12 protein-coding genes are annotated in these 18,765 nt (G+C 45.2%); all 12 read right to left on the bottom strand.

Annotated elements, in window-relative coordinates:
- Window positions 1-12: 12 nt before the first annotated feature.
- Window positions 13-978 carry a helix-turn-helix transcriptional regulator gene (locus tag M3636_RS00530; RefSeq protein ID WP_128103213.1) on the bottom strand — a complete coding sequence of 322 codons (966 nt, stop codon included), beginning with the start codon at window positions 976-978 and terminating at the stop codon, window positions 13-15.
- A gap of 258 nt (window positions 979-1,236) precedes the next feature.
- Window positions 1,237-1,758, bottom strand: coding sequence for a hypothetical protein (locus tag M3636_RS00525; protein WP_251380940.1), 522 nt, complete (start codon window positions 1,756-1,758; stop codon window positions 1,237-1,239).
- A 239-nt stretch (window positions 1,759-1,997) separates the two neighbouring features.
- Window positions 1,998-2,630 (bottom strand): 50S ribosomal protein L25, encoded by a 633-nt coding sequence (locus M3636_RS00520; protein ID WP_251380939.1) that lies wholly within the window; start codon window positions 2,628-2,630, stop codon window positions 1,998-2,000.
- Between the two features lie 218 nt (window positions 2,631-2,848).
- Window positions 2,849-3,352: a hypothetical protein gene (locus M3636_RS00515; RefSeq protein ID WP_251380938.1), complete on the bottom strand. Its 504-nt coding sequence runs from the start codon at window positions 3,350-3,352 to the stop codon at window positions 2,849-2,851.
- Between the two features lie 247 nt (window positions 3,353-3,599).
- A complete protein-coding gene (pulA, locus tag M3636_RS00510) occupies window positions 3,600-6,473 on the bottom strand; it encodes a type I pullulanase (protein ID WP_251380937.1) in 2,874 nt (957 codons plus the stop codon).
- 341 nt (window positions 6,474-6,814) lie between these two features.
- Window positions 6,815-8,881, bottom strand: a complete 2,067-nt coding sequence (gene pulA / locus M3636_RS00505) for a type I pullulanase (RefSeq protein WP_251380936.1) — start codon at window positions 8,879-8,881, stop codon at window positions 6,815-6,817.
- 306 nt (window positions 8,882-9,187) lie between these two features.
- Window positions 9,188-10,702, bottom strand: a complete 1,515-nt coding sequence (locus M3636_RS00500) for an extracellular solute-binding protein (protein WP_251380935.1) — start codon at window positions 10,700-10,702, stop codon at window positions 9,188-9,190.
- Window positions 10,703-11,004: 302 nt separating this feature from the next.
- On the bottom strand, window positions 11,005-12,114 hold the full coding sequence (locus tag M3636_RS00495) for a glycoside hydrolase family 88/105 protein (protein WP_251380934.1): 1,110 nt from the start codon (window positions 12,112-12,114) through the stop codon (window positions 11,005-11,007).
- 23 nt (window positions 12,115-12,137) lie between these two features.
- Complete coding sequence (locus M3636_RS00490) at window positions 12,138-13,637, bottom strand: extracellular solute-binding protein (protein WP_128103221.1); 1,500 nt, start codon at window positions 13,635-13,637, stop codon at window positions 12,138-12,140.
- Window positions 13,638-13,706: 69 nt separating this feature from the next.
- Window positions 13,707-14,579 carry a carbohydrate ABC transporter permease gene (locus tag M3636_RS00485; RefSeq protein WP_128103222.1) on the bottom strand — a complete coding sequence of 291 codons (873 nt, stop codon included), beginning with the start codon at window positions 14,577-14,579 and terminating at the stop codon, window positions 13,707-13,709.
- 44 nt (window positions 14,580-14,623) lie between these two features.
- Entirely contained in the window at window positions 14,624-15,577 is a 954-nt protein-coding gene (locus M3636_RS00480) for an ABC transporter permease (RefSeq protein ID WP_056701329.1), read from the bottom strand.
- Between the two features lie 349 nt (window positions 15,578-15,926).
- Window positions 15,927-18,263 (bottom strand): helix-turn-helix domain-containing protein, encoded by a 2,337-nt coding sequence (locus M3636_RS00475; protein ID WP_251380933.1) that lies wholly within the window; start codon window positions 18,261-18,263, stop codon window positions 15,927-15,929.
- Window positions 18,264-18,765 lie beyond the last annotated feature (502 nt).

Below are 18,765 nucleotides of genomic sequence, written 5' to 3'. Positions count from 1 at the left end.
TCACTTGGGAACTTACGCTTCCCTATCATAAAGCTCCAACCATTGATTTAATTGATTACGAATTTCCTTTCGGAATTCACGGGGTTCTAACACCTCAGCTTGAGGCCCGAATTGATACAGCCACTTCAGAAATTCACGACTGCTGTTCAACGTCACTTCGAATAACAACCCACCGTCAGGCATATCTGTCATACGTGGACGAACAAACATCTCCTCTTCCTTTATGTAAGGGGCTACTTTATCCGAAAATCTAACTTTAAAATGGATATGTTCGTCCCCACGGTCGATAGACCATGTATTCTTCATGTACTGCGTTATGTTGAAATCACTTTTGTCAAAATGATTGTTGATTCGAACTACGTCAAGAAATCGACTGATTCGAAATAAACGCACCTTTTGCAGCAAATGACAATAACCAATTAGATAAAAGCGTTGATCACGCGGTATAAGATAATAGGGGTCAATGTCCCGAATTGTGATTTCATTATTCGTCAGTGTATGGTACTGCGTTCGAATCGTTTGTTGATGAAGAATAGCTTCAATAATCGGAATTAACAAATTGGGATCTTTACCTTCTTCCCGATAGGCAGGAGTGCCCATACGAATAATACCTGCAATATTTTCCACAATTTCACTGCTTTTGGCATTTGCTCTGGAATGAGCGGACATCACTTTATCAAACGCAGAATCGAATTCAATAGGCAGCTTAGAGGTATCCACGACAGATGGAAGCATGGAGAAAACCATCGCTTCCTTTTCCGTAAAATCAAGAGGATACATGGAAAATCCCCCAATAAAACGGTAACCTTTGCCATAACCTTCATTTGTTATAGGGGCAACCCTGTCCAAAATCCGTAGGTCACGATATATCGTGCGTACCGTTGTATTACATTTTACAGCCAATTCTTTGGCTGTAATACCGGGATTTGCTTGTATAGCCTGAAGTATACGTAGCAGACGAATTAATTTCTCTGTCATGTAGTTTCTCCCCTTCGATACTTTATCGGCAAGGAAAACTAGTTCCTTTAGTACACTTGTAAATCTTTAGACCCAATTTTATTTCGCAATTTCACCACCAACATCTAGTTCTCTTGCACTTATAACGCTATTCCAATATACATTCTCTTACTTGCTTGCGTAAATTAATAATTCAAAGCCCTATTACCCATGTCTGATTACCTATATTAATTTTCACAAAAAAAGCCTTATCTCTGATTCAAGAGACAAGGCTTTAGCTTATAAGGTATGCAGTACTACCAATTGCGTTAGTACATGGATCATGTGCTCGGCAAGTTCAGGGATATCCCCCATCTGTTCCTCGTTCACGTTACGGTCAAAATGAACTTCGGCGGAGACATGATATACCCTGGGCACCTCTTCATATACGTACTGAAGCTTCAGGACAATGCTCTGCTGCGGCCAGCTCTGTTGCAACAACATATGTATTCTCTCACAATCTGAGTCAGGCTGTACAACCTTCATACCAAACCGAAGTTGCAAACGACAACCGGGTACCCCATCAGGCTTCTCTAATATTTCAGCAGCAATGGCTTCAAGAGAACTGCTTAATACCACTTTCCCAGTCACTTCAGGGTGTGACCGCAAACTGAATTGCAACGTAAACTCTCTGGACATGCTCGCCATCTCTAGGCGATCTTGGCGATCCGTAATATGAATGAGCTCATCCAGATTATCGAGGTCATAGAGCGTATTCTCGAAGCCTACTTTCAGATTATCAAATACGATTGGATCAAACATGATACATACCTACCTTCTTTTCCTTCAACTTAACTAGACTCAGCCATTCCTATATTATAAACGCATGAGCACCCTAATTCGTTCCTACCTCATCGTTTCATCTGGCAGTGGTTACATCTTATCATCTGATGAGGGTTGTTCATACGTCCATTTGCTCTCCTATCCATACAATTAAGAATAGCCCAGTCCAATGGACTGGGCTTGATAAGGTGGGAATCCCTCAGGATCTTACACCTTGCTTATTCTTCTGAAGACTTCTCTTCCTCAGACGCTGGTTCTGCTTCATCTGCAGAAGCCGTAGGCTCTTCCTCAACCGCTTGTGGCGGCATCACGGAAGCGATAATAGAATCAGGTGACGTAATTAGCGTCAAGCCCTTATCTAGTTTGATATCGGCAGCTGTTAGACGATCACCGATCTCCAGTCCACTTACATCTACCTCGATAGAAGTAGGCAAGTCAGCTGGCAAGCCTTCAACCTCCAACTGAGTTTCCTGTGTCTGGAATACGCCGCCTGCCTTTGAGCCAGCCGCTGTACCTTGGAAATCAAGAGATACACTTACGCTGATTGGTTTATTCTTAGAAATCTGCAGAAAGTCTACATGCAACAAGCGTCCGTTACGTTCCTGTTGATCCTTGATCAACACTGGAACCGTTTTGCCACCCTCGACATTGAGGTTGAACATTTCGGAGCGTCCTGTACGCGCTACCTTCAGCATTTCTTTTTCATCTACATGTATTGAGGTGCCATCTTGTCCTGGGCCATACACGACAGCCGGAACTCGTCCGCCCTGTCTCAGCAGGCGCAAGGCTGCACCTTTCTTTTCAGTTCTTGGGGTTGCCGTAAGTTGAGCCATTTTTCCGTTGGATTTCATGATTGAACATCCTCCTTCAAGGGATCCCTACTTCATATTGGTTTGAGGAAGCCAGATGCTTCGCAATTAAACCAAATGGGTCTTTATATTCTGTGGCCTAATTAGGAGCCATATCTATATTTACCCCATTGAAAGAGGTTCTCAAACATGACTTGTACATTTTTTTATTTTTTGGCTATCATGTCCTCCCATTCCTACAACCAATTATGCTTATTTCATCATTGGATTGTGTCTGCTATTTCAATTAATGTTTCGTAGTCATATAAGGGTTCAAGATTGTTATTTTTTCCTGCAACCAGTGAGTAGGATAACCCCTCATTCCTCCAATAGACCGCACTTACATGCTCATTTCCTTGATCCCATGTTTGCGAGCCGTTGGCTAGTTTTAACCCTTTCTTTCCATTAGGAGACGTATTAACCTTTGAGTTGGTAATCATCATAATCAGGTTTAATCCCTGGTCTGTATTGGCATACGTAATTTCTACAGCATCATATGGCTCATTGGCGGCTAGAACTCTTGTTGATTTTTCAGTCACTTGAAATGGAATTGAAGGTTGTTTGATCTCAAATGGAATCTTCGCCTCTGCCTCTTCAAATGGAATTTCGACTGGAGGATTCAGATCCGAATCATAGGTCAGTTGAGGACTTTCCGTGTTATGTAAACAAGAAGACAGCAGGATAGGAATCATACAGAGAAGCAGCAGCTTACTTATAGCCTTCATTACATCACCTCATTATAGAGTCGTTACTTTCATTACGTTCCCAAGCACTAAAAAGTTCCATAATTTTACCAATTAAGGATATAACGAATACTATACATCCAGAATTATTGTGGTCATCTTTATTCTCTTCAAGCGATTAACCATGTATCTATATTGCATTAAAAAGCAGCCGGAATTCCTTCCGACTGCCTGCACGTAATGTGGTTTTATGTTTTGTTTACACCTTGTCGATTACAACCTGATTAAATTATGCACTATCCTGTTTTTCTTCAGCCGTTGCCCGAATAACCTGCATCTGATCTGACCCACTGCGCACGATAATTTGCACATCTCCATCTTCAGGCACGATATCCACATAGCGGTCTCCGCACGTATCTTTGGCCTCCCACTCGTTCAATCGTATGATCAGGCCAAGATGATGCAGACCTGCGGCAACACGGAATCTAGCTTCTGCCGCATTTCCTACACGTTCTAGAGGAACAGCTCCATCTTGCATACCTGTGCCCCAGACCCATACATCCCATCCTTCATAGCGCTGATCCTCTCGTTCATATCGAAGGGTAACAACGCGTGAAATTTGCTTATGCACCTTTGTCGTCACCGAGGCACGAATGCCATCAGCCTCTGCAACGATGTCGCTTGATCCAGGCGTTAGCGCACGTACAATGCCAGCAGTACTAACTGCCGCTACTTGTGGATTCGATGAACTCCAACGAAGTTTGCTTCCTTGAAGCGGTTGCCCAAATTGATCCAGCACCAATGCTCGAAAACGGCTAATGCGCGTGGTGTACATAATCGGCTCACCCACGATCTCAATTCGCTCAGCATAACGTTGCTCCACCTGCAATGTACAGGTCGAGGTAAGTTCGCCAGAATGAACAGTGATGGATACTTCTCCTGTCTGCACGGCCTGAATTGCACCATCAGGCTGGATACGCATCACATCAGGATTAGAAGAAGTCCACCGTACCGCTGTGTTCTCCACAACATTGCCCAGAAGATCCCTCACGATGGCTCTTAGCTCTGCTGTCTCCCCAGGACTGTACACCTGGCGTGGACTATTAATCTCAACCACGGCTGGTTCTGCAACACATGCACGCTCTGTATCATATAGCACCATCAGCGACCACCGCTCAACAGAGACGGTTGTATTAACGGTTGTGATTGGCTCCGTACCCGCATGTTGATCATCCACCACAACATGCCAGTTTCCTTCCGGCAGATGAACCTGCTGCTGATTAGCGGAGCCGTTATAAATAACGATGATCTGATTCCACGTATCTTGATTCGCTCCATCGTGGAGCATAAAAACAACGACGTGGCCCTCAGCACGCATTATGCGCAGATGATTTCGTACCTGCTGGGCTTCGATCATGCGAAAAGCCGGATGTGTACGACGTAGATGAATTAATCCACGATAATAATCAAACACAGGACGGAACCTTACTTTATTAGCCCAAGTAATCGTATTAACCGCATCTCCGCTACGATAGCTGTTCTGATCCCCTGCTTTGGAACGGAGCATTTCATCCCCAGCATGCAGAAAAGGAATGCCCTGAGAGGTCAATAGAATACCTGACGCTAACAAGGAGCGACGAACCATCTCATGATCCAGGACATGATTCTCATCAATATATCGGTAGGGGGCAGCTGCTTTTACCGCAGATTCGGCACTGCCACCTTCTACAGGCTGACCATCTTTCCACGTCGGAAAACCAAGTTCATGACGGAGGTTCATCGTGGTTGCGATTTTGTCCCATAAATTGAGGTTATCATGAGCCGTTACATAGTTGACCGTTTCTAAAGGTGATGATGTAAAATCATCCAATGCTCCCGCTACTCCTGTGATCAGATCATACTCTTTTCCAGCAGCCCCGGTGGCAAATCCGGTACCCGCTGCGTCACTATCCCCTTTAATGGCACTGCGAAAATGATCATTGAACACGGCAAACCCCTGACCCCGCTGCGTTCCTTTAAGTGTTTTTCGCTCTAACGGCGAGTCTCCTCCCGTCCAAGGTTCACCGTAAATTAACATCGACGGGTCGATATGCTCTCGTAGCTCACGTGTTAATTCATTCATCGTTTCTGTATCAATCAGTCCCATGAGATCAAAACGAAAACCATCGATATGATACTCTTCTGCCCAGTATAAAAGAGAATCTACGATATATTTTCGCACCATAGGACGCTCGGTAGCCAGCTCATTCCCCACGCCTGATCCGTTGCTAAGCGTACCATCCCCATGATGACGATAGAAATATCCAGGTACGATGCGTTCGAACGGGCCTTCCTCTACGCTATACGTATGATTGTATACGACATCAAGGACCACACGTATCCCTTGCCGATGTAGCGACTGTACCAAGGACTTGAACTCCCGAATCCGAACTGCCGGATCATGCGGATCAGTCGCATAAGAACCTTCAGGTACATTATAGTGCTGTGGGTCATATCCCCAATTATACGGAACCCTAGCCCCCGGAGTAACTTCGGAAGTAAGCAATTCATTGACCGTCTGATAATCGGCTATAGGCAGCAGGTGTACATGTGTGACGCCTAACTCAGCAAGGTGATCCACGCCGATGGAATTGCCCGCATTGTCCGTCAGTCCCGAAGCCGTAAATGCAAGATACTTCCCCTTATACGGAATGTTGGCATGTGGATCTGATGAAAAGTCTCGTACATGTAATTCATAGATCACGGCATCTACCGGGTGCAGAAAAGTAGGCTTCACATCCTGCTCCCAATCCATTGGGTGTGTATCCTCTAGATCAATAATTGCTGTCCGCTGTCCGTTAGCAGACACAGCCCGAGCATAAGGATCAGCCACCACTTCTATGCGTTCATCGGCGTGAGTGACCTGATACATGTAATAATAGCCCGCCCAATTCCCTTCAAGACTCAAGCTCCATATTCCATCTGCCTCTCGAGCCATTAAATACTCTTGACCATCTGTATGTTCAGTTACTTTTCCCTTTGCATCATAGATCCCAGCATCTTCAAAAAGGAGTAGTGAAACCTGTTGTACCGTTGGTGCCCACAGTTTAAAAAAACTAGCAGCACGAGTATATGTTAAGCCAAGATCGTTGCCATCATAACGAAAAGATGTCCATTCCGGCATCGTTCCCACCGCCTTTATAAGCTTGAATTTCATATTGTCCCGATGTTACGAAGTGGGACGCCATTTGTCAACCCAGGGTTGTCTGATACTCAACATATCGGTTTATGTTCACTTTTGATGAAGTGCAAATCTGGACAAAAGTTCCATCGTCCGCAGCAATCGCTTTCAAAATACAGCATATGTAAACAAGCGCCATAGATTGACAGCATTTGTACCTGTCCAGACGAAAAAGGCATGAAATGTTCAATACAATTCATCACTCTAATATCACAACCGAAAAAGCCCCTCTTTCAAGAAAGAGAGGCAGATCAATTCTATACCAATTTTGTTAGAGGTTAAGATTATGAGCAATACATGACTGTCATTGAGATTGCCGGAACGCTGAGTTCTCCGCCCATCATTGTACGAATCGTATCCGTACCTGCTCGTCCTTGCTCCACGACCACATGCCACTCTGCTGAGGGAATGGACAATGTTCGCGTTTGTTTGGCAGCGTTATAGGCAACGATGACTCTCCTCCACGAATCGCCTGATGCTGTGCCGAGCAGCTCATATGCCAAGACACCGTTTCCTTGTTCAAGCAATCGTATATTCTGCTCAATCTCCTCTCGGGTACGAAGCCGAAAAACGGGATGTTCGCGCCGCAGACGAATCAAACCTTGATAGTAATCAAATACCGGCTTGAACTGCTTTTTGTATTCCCAACGGATAGCGTTAACTACATCCCCGCTCTCGTGGCTATTAGCGTCACCAAACTTGGTACGCAGCAATTCATCACCAGCCGCCAGAAAGGGTACACCTTGAGAGGTCAATACAATGCCATTGGCAAGCAGACATCGCCGTACCATTTCATTCTCTAGAACATGTCCAGCTTCGATCTGCTTATACGGGCTTGCTTGTTGTACCGCTTGCTGTACATTGTCGCATCCTTTGACACTGCCATCCTCATCATAGCTGATAAAACGGAGTGTATCCTCCAGTCCTTGCGTATAAGCAACCTTGTCCCACAAATTAAGATTGTCATGCGCGGTAACATAATTAATTGTCTCTGTAGGAGCTGCGGTAAAATCGGTAATAGCTCCCCTCACTCCAACCCACACGTTCTCCTCCGCTGCTTCTGCACCGGTTGCAAACCCTGTTCCGGCACCATCACTATCCCCCTTGATAGCTCCGCGAAAGTTATCATTAAAGACAGCAAATCCAGAATCACGTTGGTCGCCCTTAAGCGTCATATCGTCTCCGAGAGGCGATTCAAGTGCACTCCAAGGTTCTCCATATAACAGGATGGATGGTGAAACCTTCTCATGTAGGTCTGCTGCCAGACTTTTCATCGTTGCTGTATCAATGAGCCCCATCAGGTCAAACCGAAATCCGTCCACATGGTATTCCTCTGCCCAGTATCGCACAGAATCCATAATGAATTTACGCACCATATGACGCTCTGTCGCGACTTCATTGCCTGTTCCCGATCCATTACTGTACGTACCATCCTGCAATTGACGGTAGTAGTATCCTGGATACAGCTTCTCAAACGAACTTCTCGCAGTGTCAAAGGTATGGTTATAGACCACATCCATAATGACGCCGATCCCCTTTTGATGAAGAGCCATCACCATCGATTTGAACTCTCGAATTCGTGCCTCTGGTTCATCCGCGCGTGTTGCATAAGAGCCTTCTGGCACATTGTAGTGGAGAGGATCATATCCCCAATTATAATTAGATCGATCCGAATTGCACGTATCCACCTGAGCTTCATCTACTGTAGCAAAATCAAATACGGGGAGCAGATGCACATGCGTAATGCCAAGCTCAGCCAAGTGATCAATACCGATGGAATTACCTTCCTGATCAAGTAAACCCGTCTCGGTAAAAGCTAGATATTTACCTCTATATTTCATTCCAGATGAAGGGTGGATTGAGAAATCTCGTACATGTAGCTCATACAGCACCGCATCCACCGGGCTCGCAAGTTCTGGCCGAACATCATCTTTCCATCCCTTGGGGTCTGTATGCTTCATTCTGACGATCACCCCCATTTCTCCATTCATGGTGACAGCCCTGGCATAAGGATCTACGGCAATCTCGCGTCGTCCGTCACCAAAGGTAACCTGAATCATATAACGGTAACCATACCAATCTCCACTGATCTCGGCGTGCCAGATGCCTTGAGCTTGTTTATGCATGGGAATTTCATTTGGTTTGGATTGTCCCGAGCGCTCGGAATATTCTTCAGGACTCCCATCTGTAGATGGGGGATATAACAGCAGATGAACCTCAGCAGCCTTCGGTGTCCATACTTTGAAGCAACATGACCCTGGTTGCACCGTAACGCCTAGATCGTCTCCCTCATATGTATCATTTACATTCTCATCAAACCGTTGATCCTCGTGTTCTTGTTGCTCAATCATGACTGTGTACTCCTCTCTGTGGACATCAAGTTGATTAGGCTATAAGTGCTCCTCTACTCTTATACCCCTTCCACAGTCCATTCATAATAGAAAACATAAAAAAGGTTACGAACCCGAAGATTCGCAACCCTTACTTTAAAATGTAGATGATAAGCGTAAGAGTGATACGCCACCATTTCATAAACTACTTGAATCAATTTCATAACTCACTAAACATGAATTTATGATACTAGATATAGATAAAATGAATCGTTTTGATCTATATCTAGCCTTGACTGAAGCAGCTAAAGGTATTATGAAATTAATTCACTTACCGTTCAATTCTTTATACGATGCCTCAAACTCGGAGATCAGTTGGTCACCACCGGACTTTTTCCAGTTTGCCACTTCCTGCTCCCAACCCGCATCATCTAGTTTGCCCATGATGTACTTGGTCTGAGCATCCCAGATCATCTGATCTAACTCTTGACCTCTCTCCGTATAGATCGCTGATGAGAGAGTCAGTGCAGGGTTCGGAATCGCATATTGCTCATTCTCACGTGCCATCTTCGTACCTTTCATACCAATTGGTACGTCTACCAGTTCTGCTACATTGTAGCCTTCAACACTTAGCAGATTATCACGGTAAGGCTTCACTTCCCGTTGATATGCATCAAAATCCTTCAGCTCCGTTTTACCATCAGCAGTCTCGGTATAGTGTACATCCTTCAAACCGCGCAATTGTAACGTACTAAGCTCTTCATCCATGAGCTGATCAAGGAAAGTGAGCACCTTCTTCAATTGCTCTTCATCAGGTACGGCTGCTTTCGGAATAACGAGCATACCATAGTTTCCTGGCTCCCCAGCGATGCGAATACCATCTAATCCTTGGAATGGAGCTACATCGATCTCTCCATCCGGTGCATTAGGTGTAAGACGTTGCTGGGATGACTTGCCGTTCTGGGCTACCCCGTTCAGCTTCATACCGATGAGCCCAGAATCCATCTTTTTGTCCGCATCGGATGGATCAAGCGCTGGGAAATCACTGTTAATGAGTCCCTCGCTAAACAGCTTCTTGAACAGCTTCATCGTGTCCACATATTCCGGAGTCAGGAATTCTGGTGTCAATTTGCCCGAGTCATCCACGCCCCATTTATTTACGCCCCCAATGCTCACTGCAATACGTGTAAGTGGGGAAGATACGCCTTCATTGTACCGTTTGAACAGTAACGCACCATAGGTGTCCTCTTTGCCATTTCCATCAGGATCATCCTTGCGCATGGAATGCATCACGTTGTACCAGTCATCCAATGTTTTGGGTATTTCCAAGTTCAACTTGTCGAACCAGTCCTTACGATACACAATCGCGGTACGGCCGATGTCGCGGAAATTGGGGATACCGTAGATTTTGCCTTCTATTTTGATATTCTCAAAATACGCCTCGGATTGGGCAGACAGGTTTTTGTAATCCTTCAGGTAAGGGCCAAGTTCCCAGAACAACCCTGTTTTGGCTGCATTAAACGTTGTCGGTACATAGTTCACCCGCATAATGGTGGGCATCTCGCCTGAAGCAACCATGACATTCACTTTATCATCAAAAGCAGACTGCGGAATCCATTGCACATTCACATCGGTACCCGTATATTCCTCAATCTTTTGCTCAATCCCGTTCTCCTTCGCAGGTACATCGCCTACCTGCATCAAAGAGATGGAAATGGGAAACTTGCCATCCCCTGTCGCAGCAGGTGATTTCTCTCCCCCACATCCTGCGAGCAGTCCTGCGGACATTGCACCGATGACAACCAATCCGCTTAAACGAGACATCCGTACTTTTGGGCTCATGAACCATCTCTCCTTTTGGATAACCTAATTATGACATGCCTCCATTAACTAGAAGATGCTCACGGGTGATAGGAGCCATATGATGGATTGAAGCAAAACCAATAAAATGAATGCGCTATCATAAATGTTCTGAAGAAAAGAACGGGAGTGTCTGAAAACTCCGAAGGACGCAGATTTTGCCGAATTTTCGTTCCAGGCCAGGAAGTTTTCCGCAGGCGTGCCGGGGCACGTCAAGGGAAAGTAACGCAGCAGGGGGCGAAAAGGCGGTAAAAGATGCACTTCAGCGAGTTTTCAGAAACGACCTAGCGCGTAGCTAGTTCCATCTCCACTCCTGCAAGAATAAACGGAGCGACCGATTTCGGATCATTAATGCGAATGGATTCTGTTACATAGTACTCATATGAACCGTCACGATAAGGACTTCCGCCAAGACCAGCTCCACCATTACATTGCGTTAAGGAGAGCACGCCTTCTCGATCTGTCTGCAGCAAATGCTGTAACAGACCCTGATATCCCTTTTCCGCAATCGCCTTGAATTTACCACTCAGATAACCTTTGCGTACACCTTTAGCTAAGGCATACACAAACATTGAACTCCCCGATGCTTCCAAGTAATTACGCTCACGGCCTGGTTGATCCAGAAGATGCGGCCATAATCCAGTCTGTTGATCCTGAACATGTACAAGCGCATTAGCCAGTCGTTCAAAGATACCTACAATCTGTCCACGCTGTTCATGATCAACTGGCAGGTAATCCAATGTGTCTGCCACAGCCATGACATACCAGCCGACAGCTCTGCTCCAGACATGGGGAGAACAACCTGTCTCCCCCGAGCTCCAGCGTTGCTCCTTACTCTCATCCCAAGCATGGTATAACAGACCACTCCGCGGATCACGCGTGCGCTGTTCTACCAACAGCAGCTGTAGTGCTGCCTTGTCGAACCACTTGTCTTGACCTGTGACGGCACCATATTGCGTCAGGTAAGGGGTCGCCATGTACAACCCGTCTAGCCACATTTGAAAAGGGTATATCTTTTTGTGCCAGAACCCACCTTCGCTTGTACGCGGCTGGCCTTTCAGCTGTACCATGAGCAGATCTGCCGCTTGACGATACTTCTCCTTTCCCGTTTTGTCCAAGAGTAGAAATAACGATTTTCCTTGATTAATCTGATCCAGATTATATTCCTCAACATTGTAGTTTCGAATCGTACCATCTTCCTGCACAAAATGATCCATCAGTTCCTGGATATAGTCGAAATACTTTTGTTCTCCCGTATGGGTATGCAGCTCTTCTAAGGCTTTCAATATACAACCATTCTCATAGTGCCAGGTGGAGTACAAGTCATGGCTACGATAACTTTCCATGAACTGTTCAGCCATACGTACTGGCGTAAATTGTAACGTTTCCTTCATGGTGTTCCTCCGTTTCCAGCTCATTATTGAGCTTGCTTTTTGTAATCCTCCGCGTATTCTTCACGGATTTTGTTTCCGCCTGCATTCGCCCAATTCTCAATTTCCTTCTGCCAGCCTGCTTCATCGATTTTGCCCATAATGTATTTGGTCTGCGCATCTGCGATCATCTGGTCGAGATCCGCGCCACGGTCACCATACGTAGGGGAATACAACGTAAGTGCAGGGTTAGGAACAGCGTGCTCCGCAAGCTCTTTCGCAAGTTCAGTTCCTTTTTCACCCAGCTCGGTATCTTTCAGTTTCGGTACATTGTAGCCCTCAACATAAGGGAAATTATCACGATACGGCTTCACTTCACGTTGGAAAGCGTCGAAGTCGCTCATCTCAACCTGATCTTCGCCAAGCTTGGTGTAATGTTTATCTTCGATACCACGCATCAAGAGTGTAGCCATTTCAGGATCCATCAGCTTATCGATGAATGCTAACAAATTCTTCAGCTCTTCTTCCGATTTTACCGTGGATTTAGGGAATGCCAGAATACCCGAGTTACCCGTCTGTCCTGCGACACGATCTCCATTCGCTCCTAACAATCCAGCGATATCTACTACACCGTCAGGGTCGTTTTTGGATAAACGCTCCTGCTGACTTTTACCATTCTGTGCAACACCTACACGCATACCTACTAAACCTGAATCGTATTTCTTCTCAGCTTCTGTGGAATCGAATACTGCGAAATCTTGGTTAAGCAACTTCTCATCATACAAACGCTTCAGAAGATCCATAACTTGTTTATATTCAGGCGTCATAAATTCCGGAGTAAAGCTTCCATCGTCCTCCACTTTCCACTTATTTGGCGCGCCAAAGCTTACACCAAGACGAGTTGTGAAGGAATATTGATCCTCGTTGTAACGCTTGAACAACATCAGACCAAATGTATTATCCTGACCATCTCCATCTGGATCAGAAGTGGACAACGTTTTGATTGTCTCGTACCATTCATCTGGTGTTGTTGGTACTGTGAGATTCAGCTTCTCAAACCAATCTTTACGGTAAATGACGGTTGCCCGGGCAATATCGGAGAATACAGGTACGCCGTATATTTTCCCTTCAACCTTGATGTTGTCAAAAAAGCGCTCATTCTGTGCAGACAGATTTTTATAATCTTTCAGTAACGGCCCAATTTCCCAGAACACATCATTACGCATCGCACTCGTTACCGTTGGGTTATATTGGACTTTCACAATTTTGGGCATATCGCTGGAAGCGATCATGACATTAATTTTGTCGTTATATGCTGAAGCCGGAATCCACTGGACGTCCAGTTTCGTATTGGTGTACGCTTCGATCTTTTTCTGAACCTCATTGTCCTTGCTAGGAACATCCCCTACTTGTGCGATCGCAATGGATACATTTTGCACGCCGCCTTCGGCAGCCTGCCCCTCATCTGATCCGCATCCCGCCAGCAATCCTGTAACCAGTGCAAGTGTGCTCAGAACGGCTACGGCTTTCTTTTTTGTTGCTTTCATTGAATGAAACCTCCCCTTTTTATGCAGCTTTAACTGTTTTAAAGTTCCGATTTCTTAACATGTGCCAACTCAACCTTTCACCGAACCTAGCATCACCCCTTTAGCAAAGTGTTTTTGCAGGAACGGATAGACGAGCATAATTGGAATGGTCGAGAACACGATAACCGCCATACGAATGGTGAGTGGTTGAATCTCCGTTTCCTCGATGCTTGTATCCCCAATCCGGCTCTGTGCCAGAATGACAATCTCACGTAGCCAAACCTGTACTGGCCATTTCTGACTATCGTTAATATAAATAACTGCGCTGAAGAAACTGTTCCAATGAGCTACGGCATAAAACAAGGAGAACGTTGCCATCGCCGGCATGGATAAAGGCAATACGATTCGGAATAATACGCCGACGTCGTTACATCCATCGATTTTGGCCGCATCCTCCAGTTCATCTGGGATGGCCTGGAAGAAGTTTTTAAGCACGATCAGGTTAAACGCACTAATAGCCGTAGGCAGCATGAGCGACCATAACGTGTCTGTAAGATGCAGTGATTTCACGACGAAGTAGGTCGGAATCATGCCTCCGCTAAATAACATGGTGAACAGTACACCTAGCAAAATCGGTTGACGTCCACGCAAGTATCTTCTTGAGAGCGGATATGCCATAAGTGATGTAAATAACAAGTTAATCAGTGTTCCAACAACGGTAATGTAGATGGATACACCCAAACTGCGAATTAAGGTATCTGTGGAGAAAATATAGCGATATGCAGCAAGTGAGAATTCTTTAGGAAAAAGGATGAATCCTCCCTTAGCTACTTCACTCGGGCTAGTAAAGGAGACCGCCAAAATATAAATAAATGGGATGACGGTCACAATTCCGATTAACAACAGCAAGCCATGATTGAGAAAGTCAAAAATCCGGTTGCCCCACGTTTTATCCTGTTGCATCTTAATGTTCACTCCTGTCTGGTGAAGAGCGCCTGCTCATTATGTCAGTAGACGCCTTCCTCCCCGAATTTTTTGGCCAACTTATTGGCACCTAATACAAGCGCCAGACCGACGACCGACTTGAACAATCCTACGGCAGCACTGTAGCTGTACTGTGCTTGTGTCAGACCTTTGGTGTATACGTAGGTGTCAAACACCTCGCCCACATCGCGGTTTGTCGGAGTCAGCATCAGGAAGATTTGTTCAAAGCCTGTATCCAGGAAGTTGCCCAGACGCAGAATGAGCAGAATGACAATGGTACTACGAATAGCAGGCAGCGTAATGTGCCACGTCTGACGCCAGCGGTTGGCGCCATCGATTCTTGCCGCTTCATAGAGCTGTGTATCTACACCAGAGAGGGCAGCAAGGAAAATGATTGTACCCCAACCGACTTCTTTCCAAATGGATTGTCCAACAATCATCGTACGGAACCAGCCTGGCTCAAGTAAGAAGGCAACTTTTTGTCCCGTCAGGTTGTAGAGCAATTCATTAATGGCACCGCCTTCGGTGGTGAACAGCATGTAGAATACACCAACAACAACAACCCATGATACAAAGTGTGGTACATAGACAAGTGTTTGTACGAATCGCTTGAAACGTTCACGTCGAACTTCATTCAACATCAGTGCCAGTACAATTGGCAGTGGGAAGAAAAACACCATGTTATAGATGGCAAGCAAGAACGTATTTCGGAATAAAGTCCAGAACTGCGGTTCCCCGAAGAAACGTGAAAAATGCTTAAATCCAACCCACTCACTGCCGAGGATACCTTTGTAAGGCGTGTAATCCTGAAAAGCCATCGTAATGCCATACATAGGTATGTATTTGAAGATAATAAAGTAAAGCACACCGGGTATTAACATAATATAGAGCCACCGGTTTTTGATGATGTCCCTCCACAGCAGGTTTTTGTCACTGCGGGTAGCGGGCCGTGTCTGAGCCGCCGTTTCGGCTTTCATAGTGTCTTCCTCCCCACATTGGAAACGATTACAAAATATCACTTCCTGAATTCATGTCTTCATTGTGGAGGATAAACACATCACTGGCTATCGTCTCATTTTAGCTTCTTGTTTTTCCTTATGCAGCAAGGGTTTTCAGCTTTTGTGTAATTGGATTTCAACTATCAATGAACCGCTTTTAACCTCAATATCTCTGTCTTAACTCCTGCGAATAGACGAGGACAATCCTCTACAAAAGCCTGCGATCCTCTGATTCATCTTGTCCATAGGAAAAGTTAGCGTTGAGATCATTCGCATCACATTACCTCAAAAAAACCTGCCCGCCATAGCAGGCGAAGCAGGTCTATTTCTATCGTTGTTGCTCCCGATATTTCCCCGGGGTTGTGCCGGTAATTTTACGAAATGTGCGTATAAAAGCTGTTGGATTCGTGTAGTTTAATTTCTCTGCGATCTCTGATATTTTCAGATCCGTCGTCTGCAGCCAGGTCTTGGCTTTTTCCATACGATATTCAGCTAAATATTCTGTGAAATTCACCCCTGCTTCTTTCTTGAACACACGACTCAAATAAACAGGATGAAAATTCAACTCCTCCGCACAGGCCTCTAGTGACAGCTCACGATCATAACGTTCTTCGATTAATCGAATCATTCGACGAGCGATGTTCATGTATTGGGATTCTTCCTGCTCCCGCCAGAAATGGATGACTGGTTGGAATAAACGTTTGCGGAACCAATTCGTCATCTCATCCAGTGTGGACAGCTTCAACAACCGAGCCATCGAGGCTTTCTCCCCCAACACTTCCGCTACATCTCCACCCTGTTCCTGTACTAATTGATATACACGGGACAACAATTGCACCATAATGGCTGGATACTCACTGAAATGCAGTTTCTTATCTGCGAGCAATCCCAGGTACTGTGTGAAGTAGGCATCCACTTTTTCCTCATCCCCCTGCTTCAGCGCAGAAGCCAATTGATCCTCGATCATCCTTAACTGTGTGTATAAAGCGGCTTCCGTCTGACCTCGTGGCTGGATATCCTCATAATGCAAAATAATACGACTACCCAGGCTCACTCGCCCTTGTAGTGCTTCCCGGCTCTCCTGATAAGCCTGCGGCGTATCACCTATGGCACGATAAGATCGGCTGATCCCAATACTTACGGGCAGATTCAGATAAGTCACCACACGCTCCCGTATGCCTTCGGCTTGCGTGTGCATCCATTCTTTCAGTTGCAGTTCATCATGCAATTCAGAAGCCAGAACGGTAACCTGAGCATCATCAATCATGACAGGTGTGAACCGAATTTCCGGAGGAAGCCATTCTCCAACAATGTTATTTACCGCGAAAAGCAACAGATCCCGATCCTGCTCTTCATACCGCGTCCCCTCAATGGTATCCATCTGAAGTGTAAGTACACCAAGGCTAGACCAATTAGTTGGAAAATCATACAGATCCCCCTGATATCTAAAGTCCTCCTCCGATATTTTCCCTGTTAATAGTTTAGTCATAAAAAACTCTTGTAAATGAACGTGTTGTCCTTTCATTTGCTCTCGCATGGTCTGCTCAGAACTGAACAAGGTTGACAATCGCTCTTCGATATAACTGAATTCATCCTGTCTTCGACCTTTCGAATCCACAGGTGAGTCCAGACCTTTCGTGAATTGAAGCAGCCTTGAAATAGGTGAATACATCCGGCGGCTACCGTAGAATGCAACTAATCCGGTTAATCCTAACATCACAAGTGTGGCTACTCCCGTTACCAGAGCAATTTTCTGAGATTGAGCAGTAATCTGCCCAAGCGATACAACAGACACATACAACCATCCGTTAAGCTGTGACTGCCGATAACTAACAGCCACCTGATTCCCCTCTACCTCCGCATTAAAGAAACCTTCCGATTCCCCTGTTACTTGCACTTTCTCTTGAATTTCCTCGTTCAGTGCAGTGTACTTCCCATTCTGTTCCATATCGTTCAGGAAAAACTTCTGATCCCGATCAAGGACATACATATCTCCGGAATTGGTATTACGACTCAAATAAGAGCTAAGCTCTGTATCAGAAATATCAATCACTAGAAATCCTTTCGGTTTGACATTCGTCGGCATCATGGGAATCTTGAATACCATACTCACCACATTGTCTGAAGAAATGAGTGTGGGAACGATCTCCTGTGTGGAATCGCCCACGCCTGCCGATACAGGTACGCTCTCTTTTGCTGAGTTTACATTCTGCGTTACCCAGAATAAACTGTTGGTATACTTCAGATACGAGCCGATTCGATCCCGGATACTAAAATCATCTAGTTTGCCAAATGAACGCATCGAAACAACCCAGTCCTCATCTAGATTGACTAAATAAGCCTGATCAATATTAGTCACCGCCTGCAAATTATTAAACCCAGACGTCAGATCACGGATTTGCTGAAATTCGCTGCTATCGAGTGGTTGTTTCATCGCTTGTAAAACCAAAGGCGAATTTACGTATTGAATAGATGATAATTGCAAACTGCGCAGCACCTGCTCCACCCTCATCTGAGTCTGATGTAAAATCTGCAGATTGCTCTCGCGCACCTTTTGTTCAATATCCTGTGAAGCTATCGTATACGAGACGGAACCAATAACGATGACTGGAAGCGCTCCAAGGATCATGGTGAAGCATAGCAGACGCAGCAAGTATTTTGGCAAAAAAGAGCACCTTCTTTCAAAAAACGTTCTATTCCATAATATCGCTTACATTGGGTTAATTTACTATTGTTATTTTAAAACCCATTCTTATTCAAGTCCACTTATTTATTCTGAACGATGAACTTCCGGGTTGACTTTGAGGTAATTTCCAGTTTATATTAGTTGCATATTCCTCAATCAAAGGAGAGATTTTGATGTCGGTGAGCGTTCTTAACTAACCAAGTTTCATATTCAGGAGTTTGGCCTTTCATGTCGCTTATGCCTTATGGCGTACGTGTATTTTCTGATGTGCCAGAACCCTGTACTTAGTTAAGAACAGCGGATATCATAAATCGCCTCCGGGATTGTACTTGTCCGGGTCTATTTCCGCGCTGTGTTCAGCGTGGATTTTTTTGTTATAGACCTTATTGGACTTTGCTTTTCCATACAGCTTAGGGCGGAGAATGACGTTTGTTCATTCTCCGCCCTTTTTGCGTTTTCCAGGAATAAGTCAGCTGCAATA

The organism is Paenibacillus sp. MER 99-2, from assembly GCF_023714095.1.
Lineage (GTDB): Bacteria > Bacillota > Bacilli > Paenibacillales > Paenibacillaceae > Paenibacillus.
This window is presented reverse-complemented; position numbering and strand designations above follow the sequence as displayed.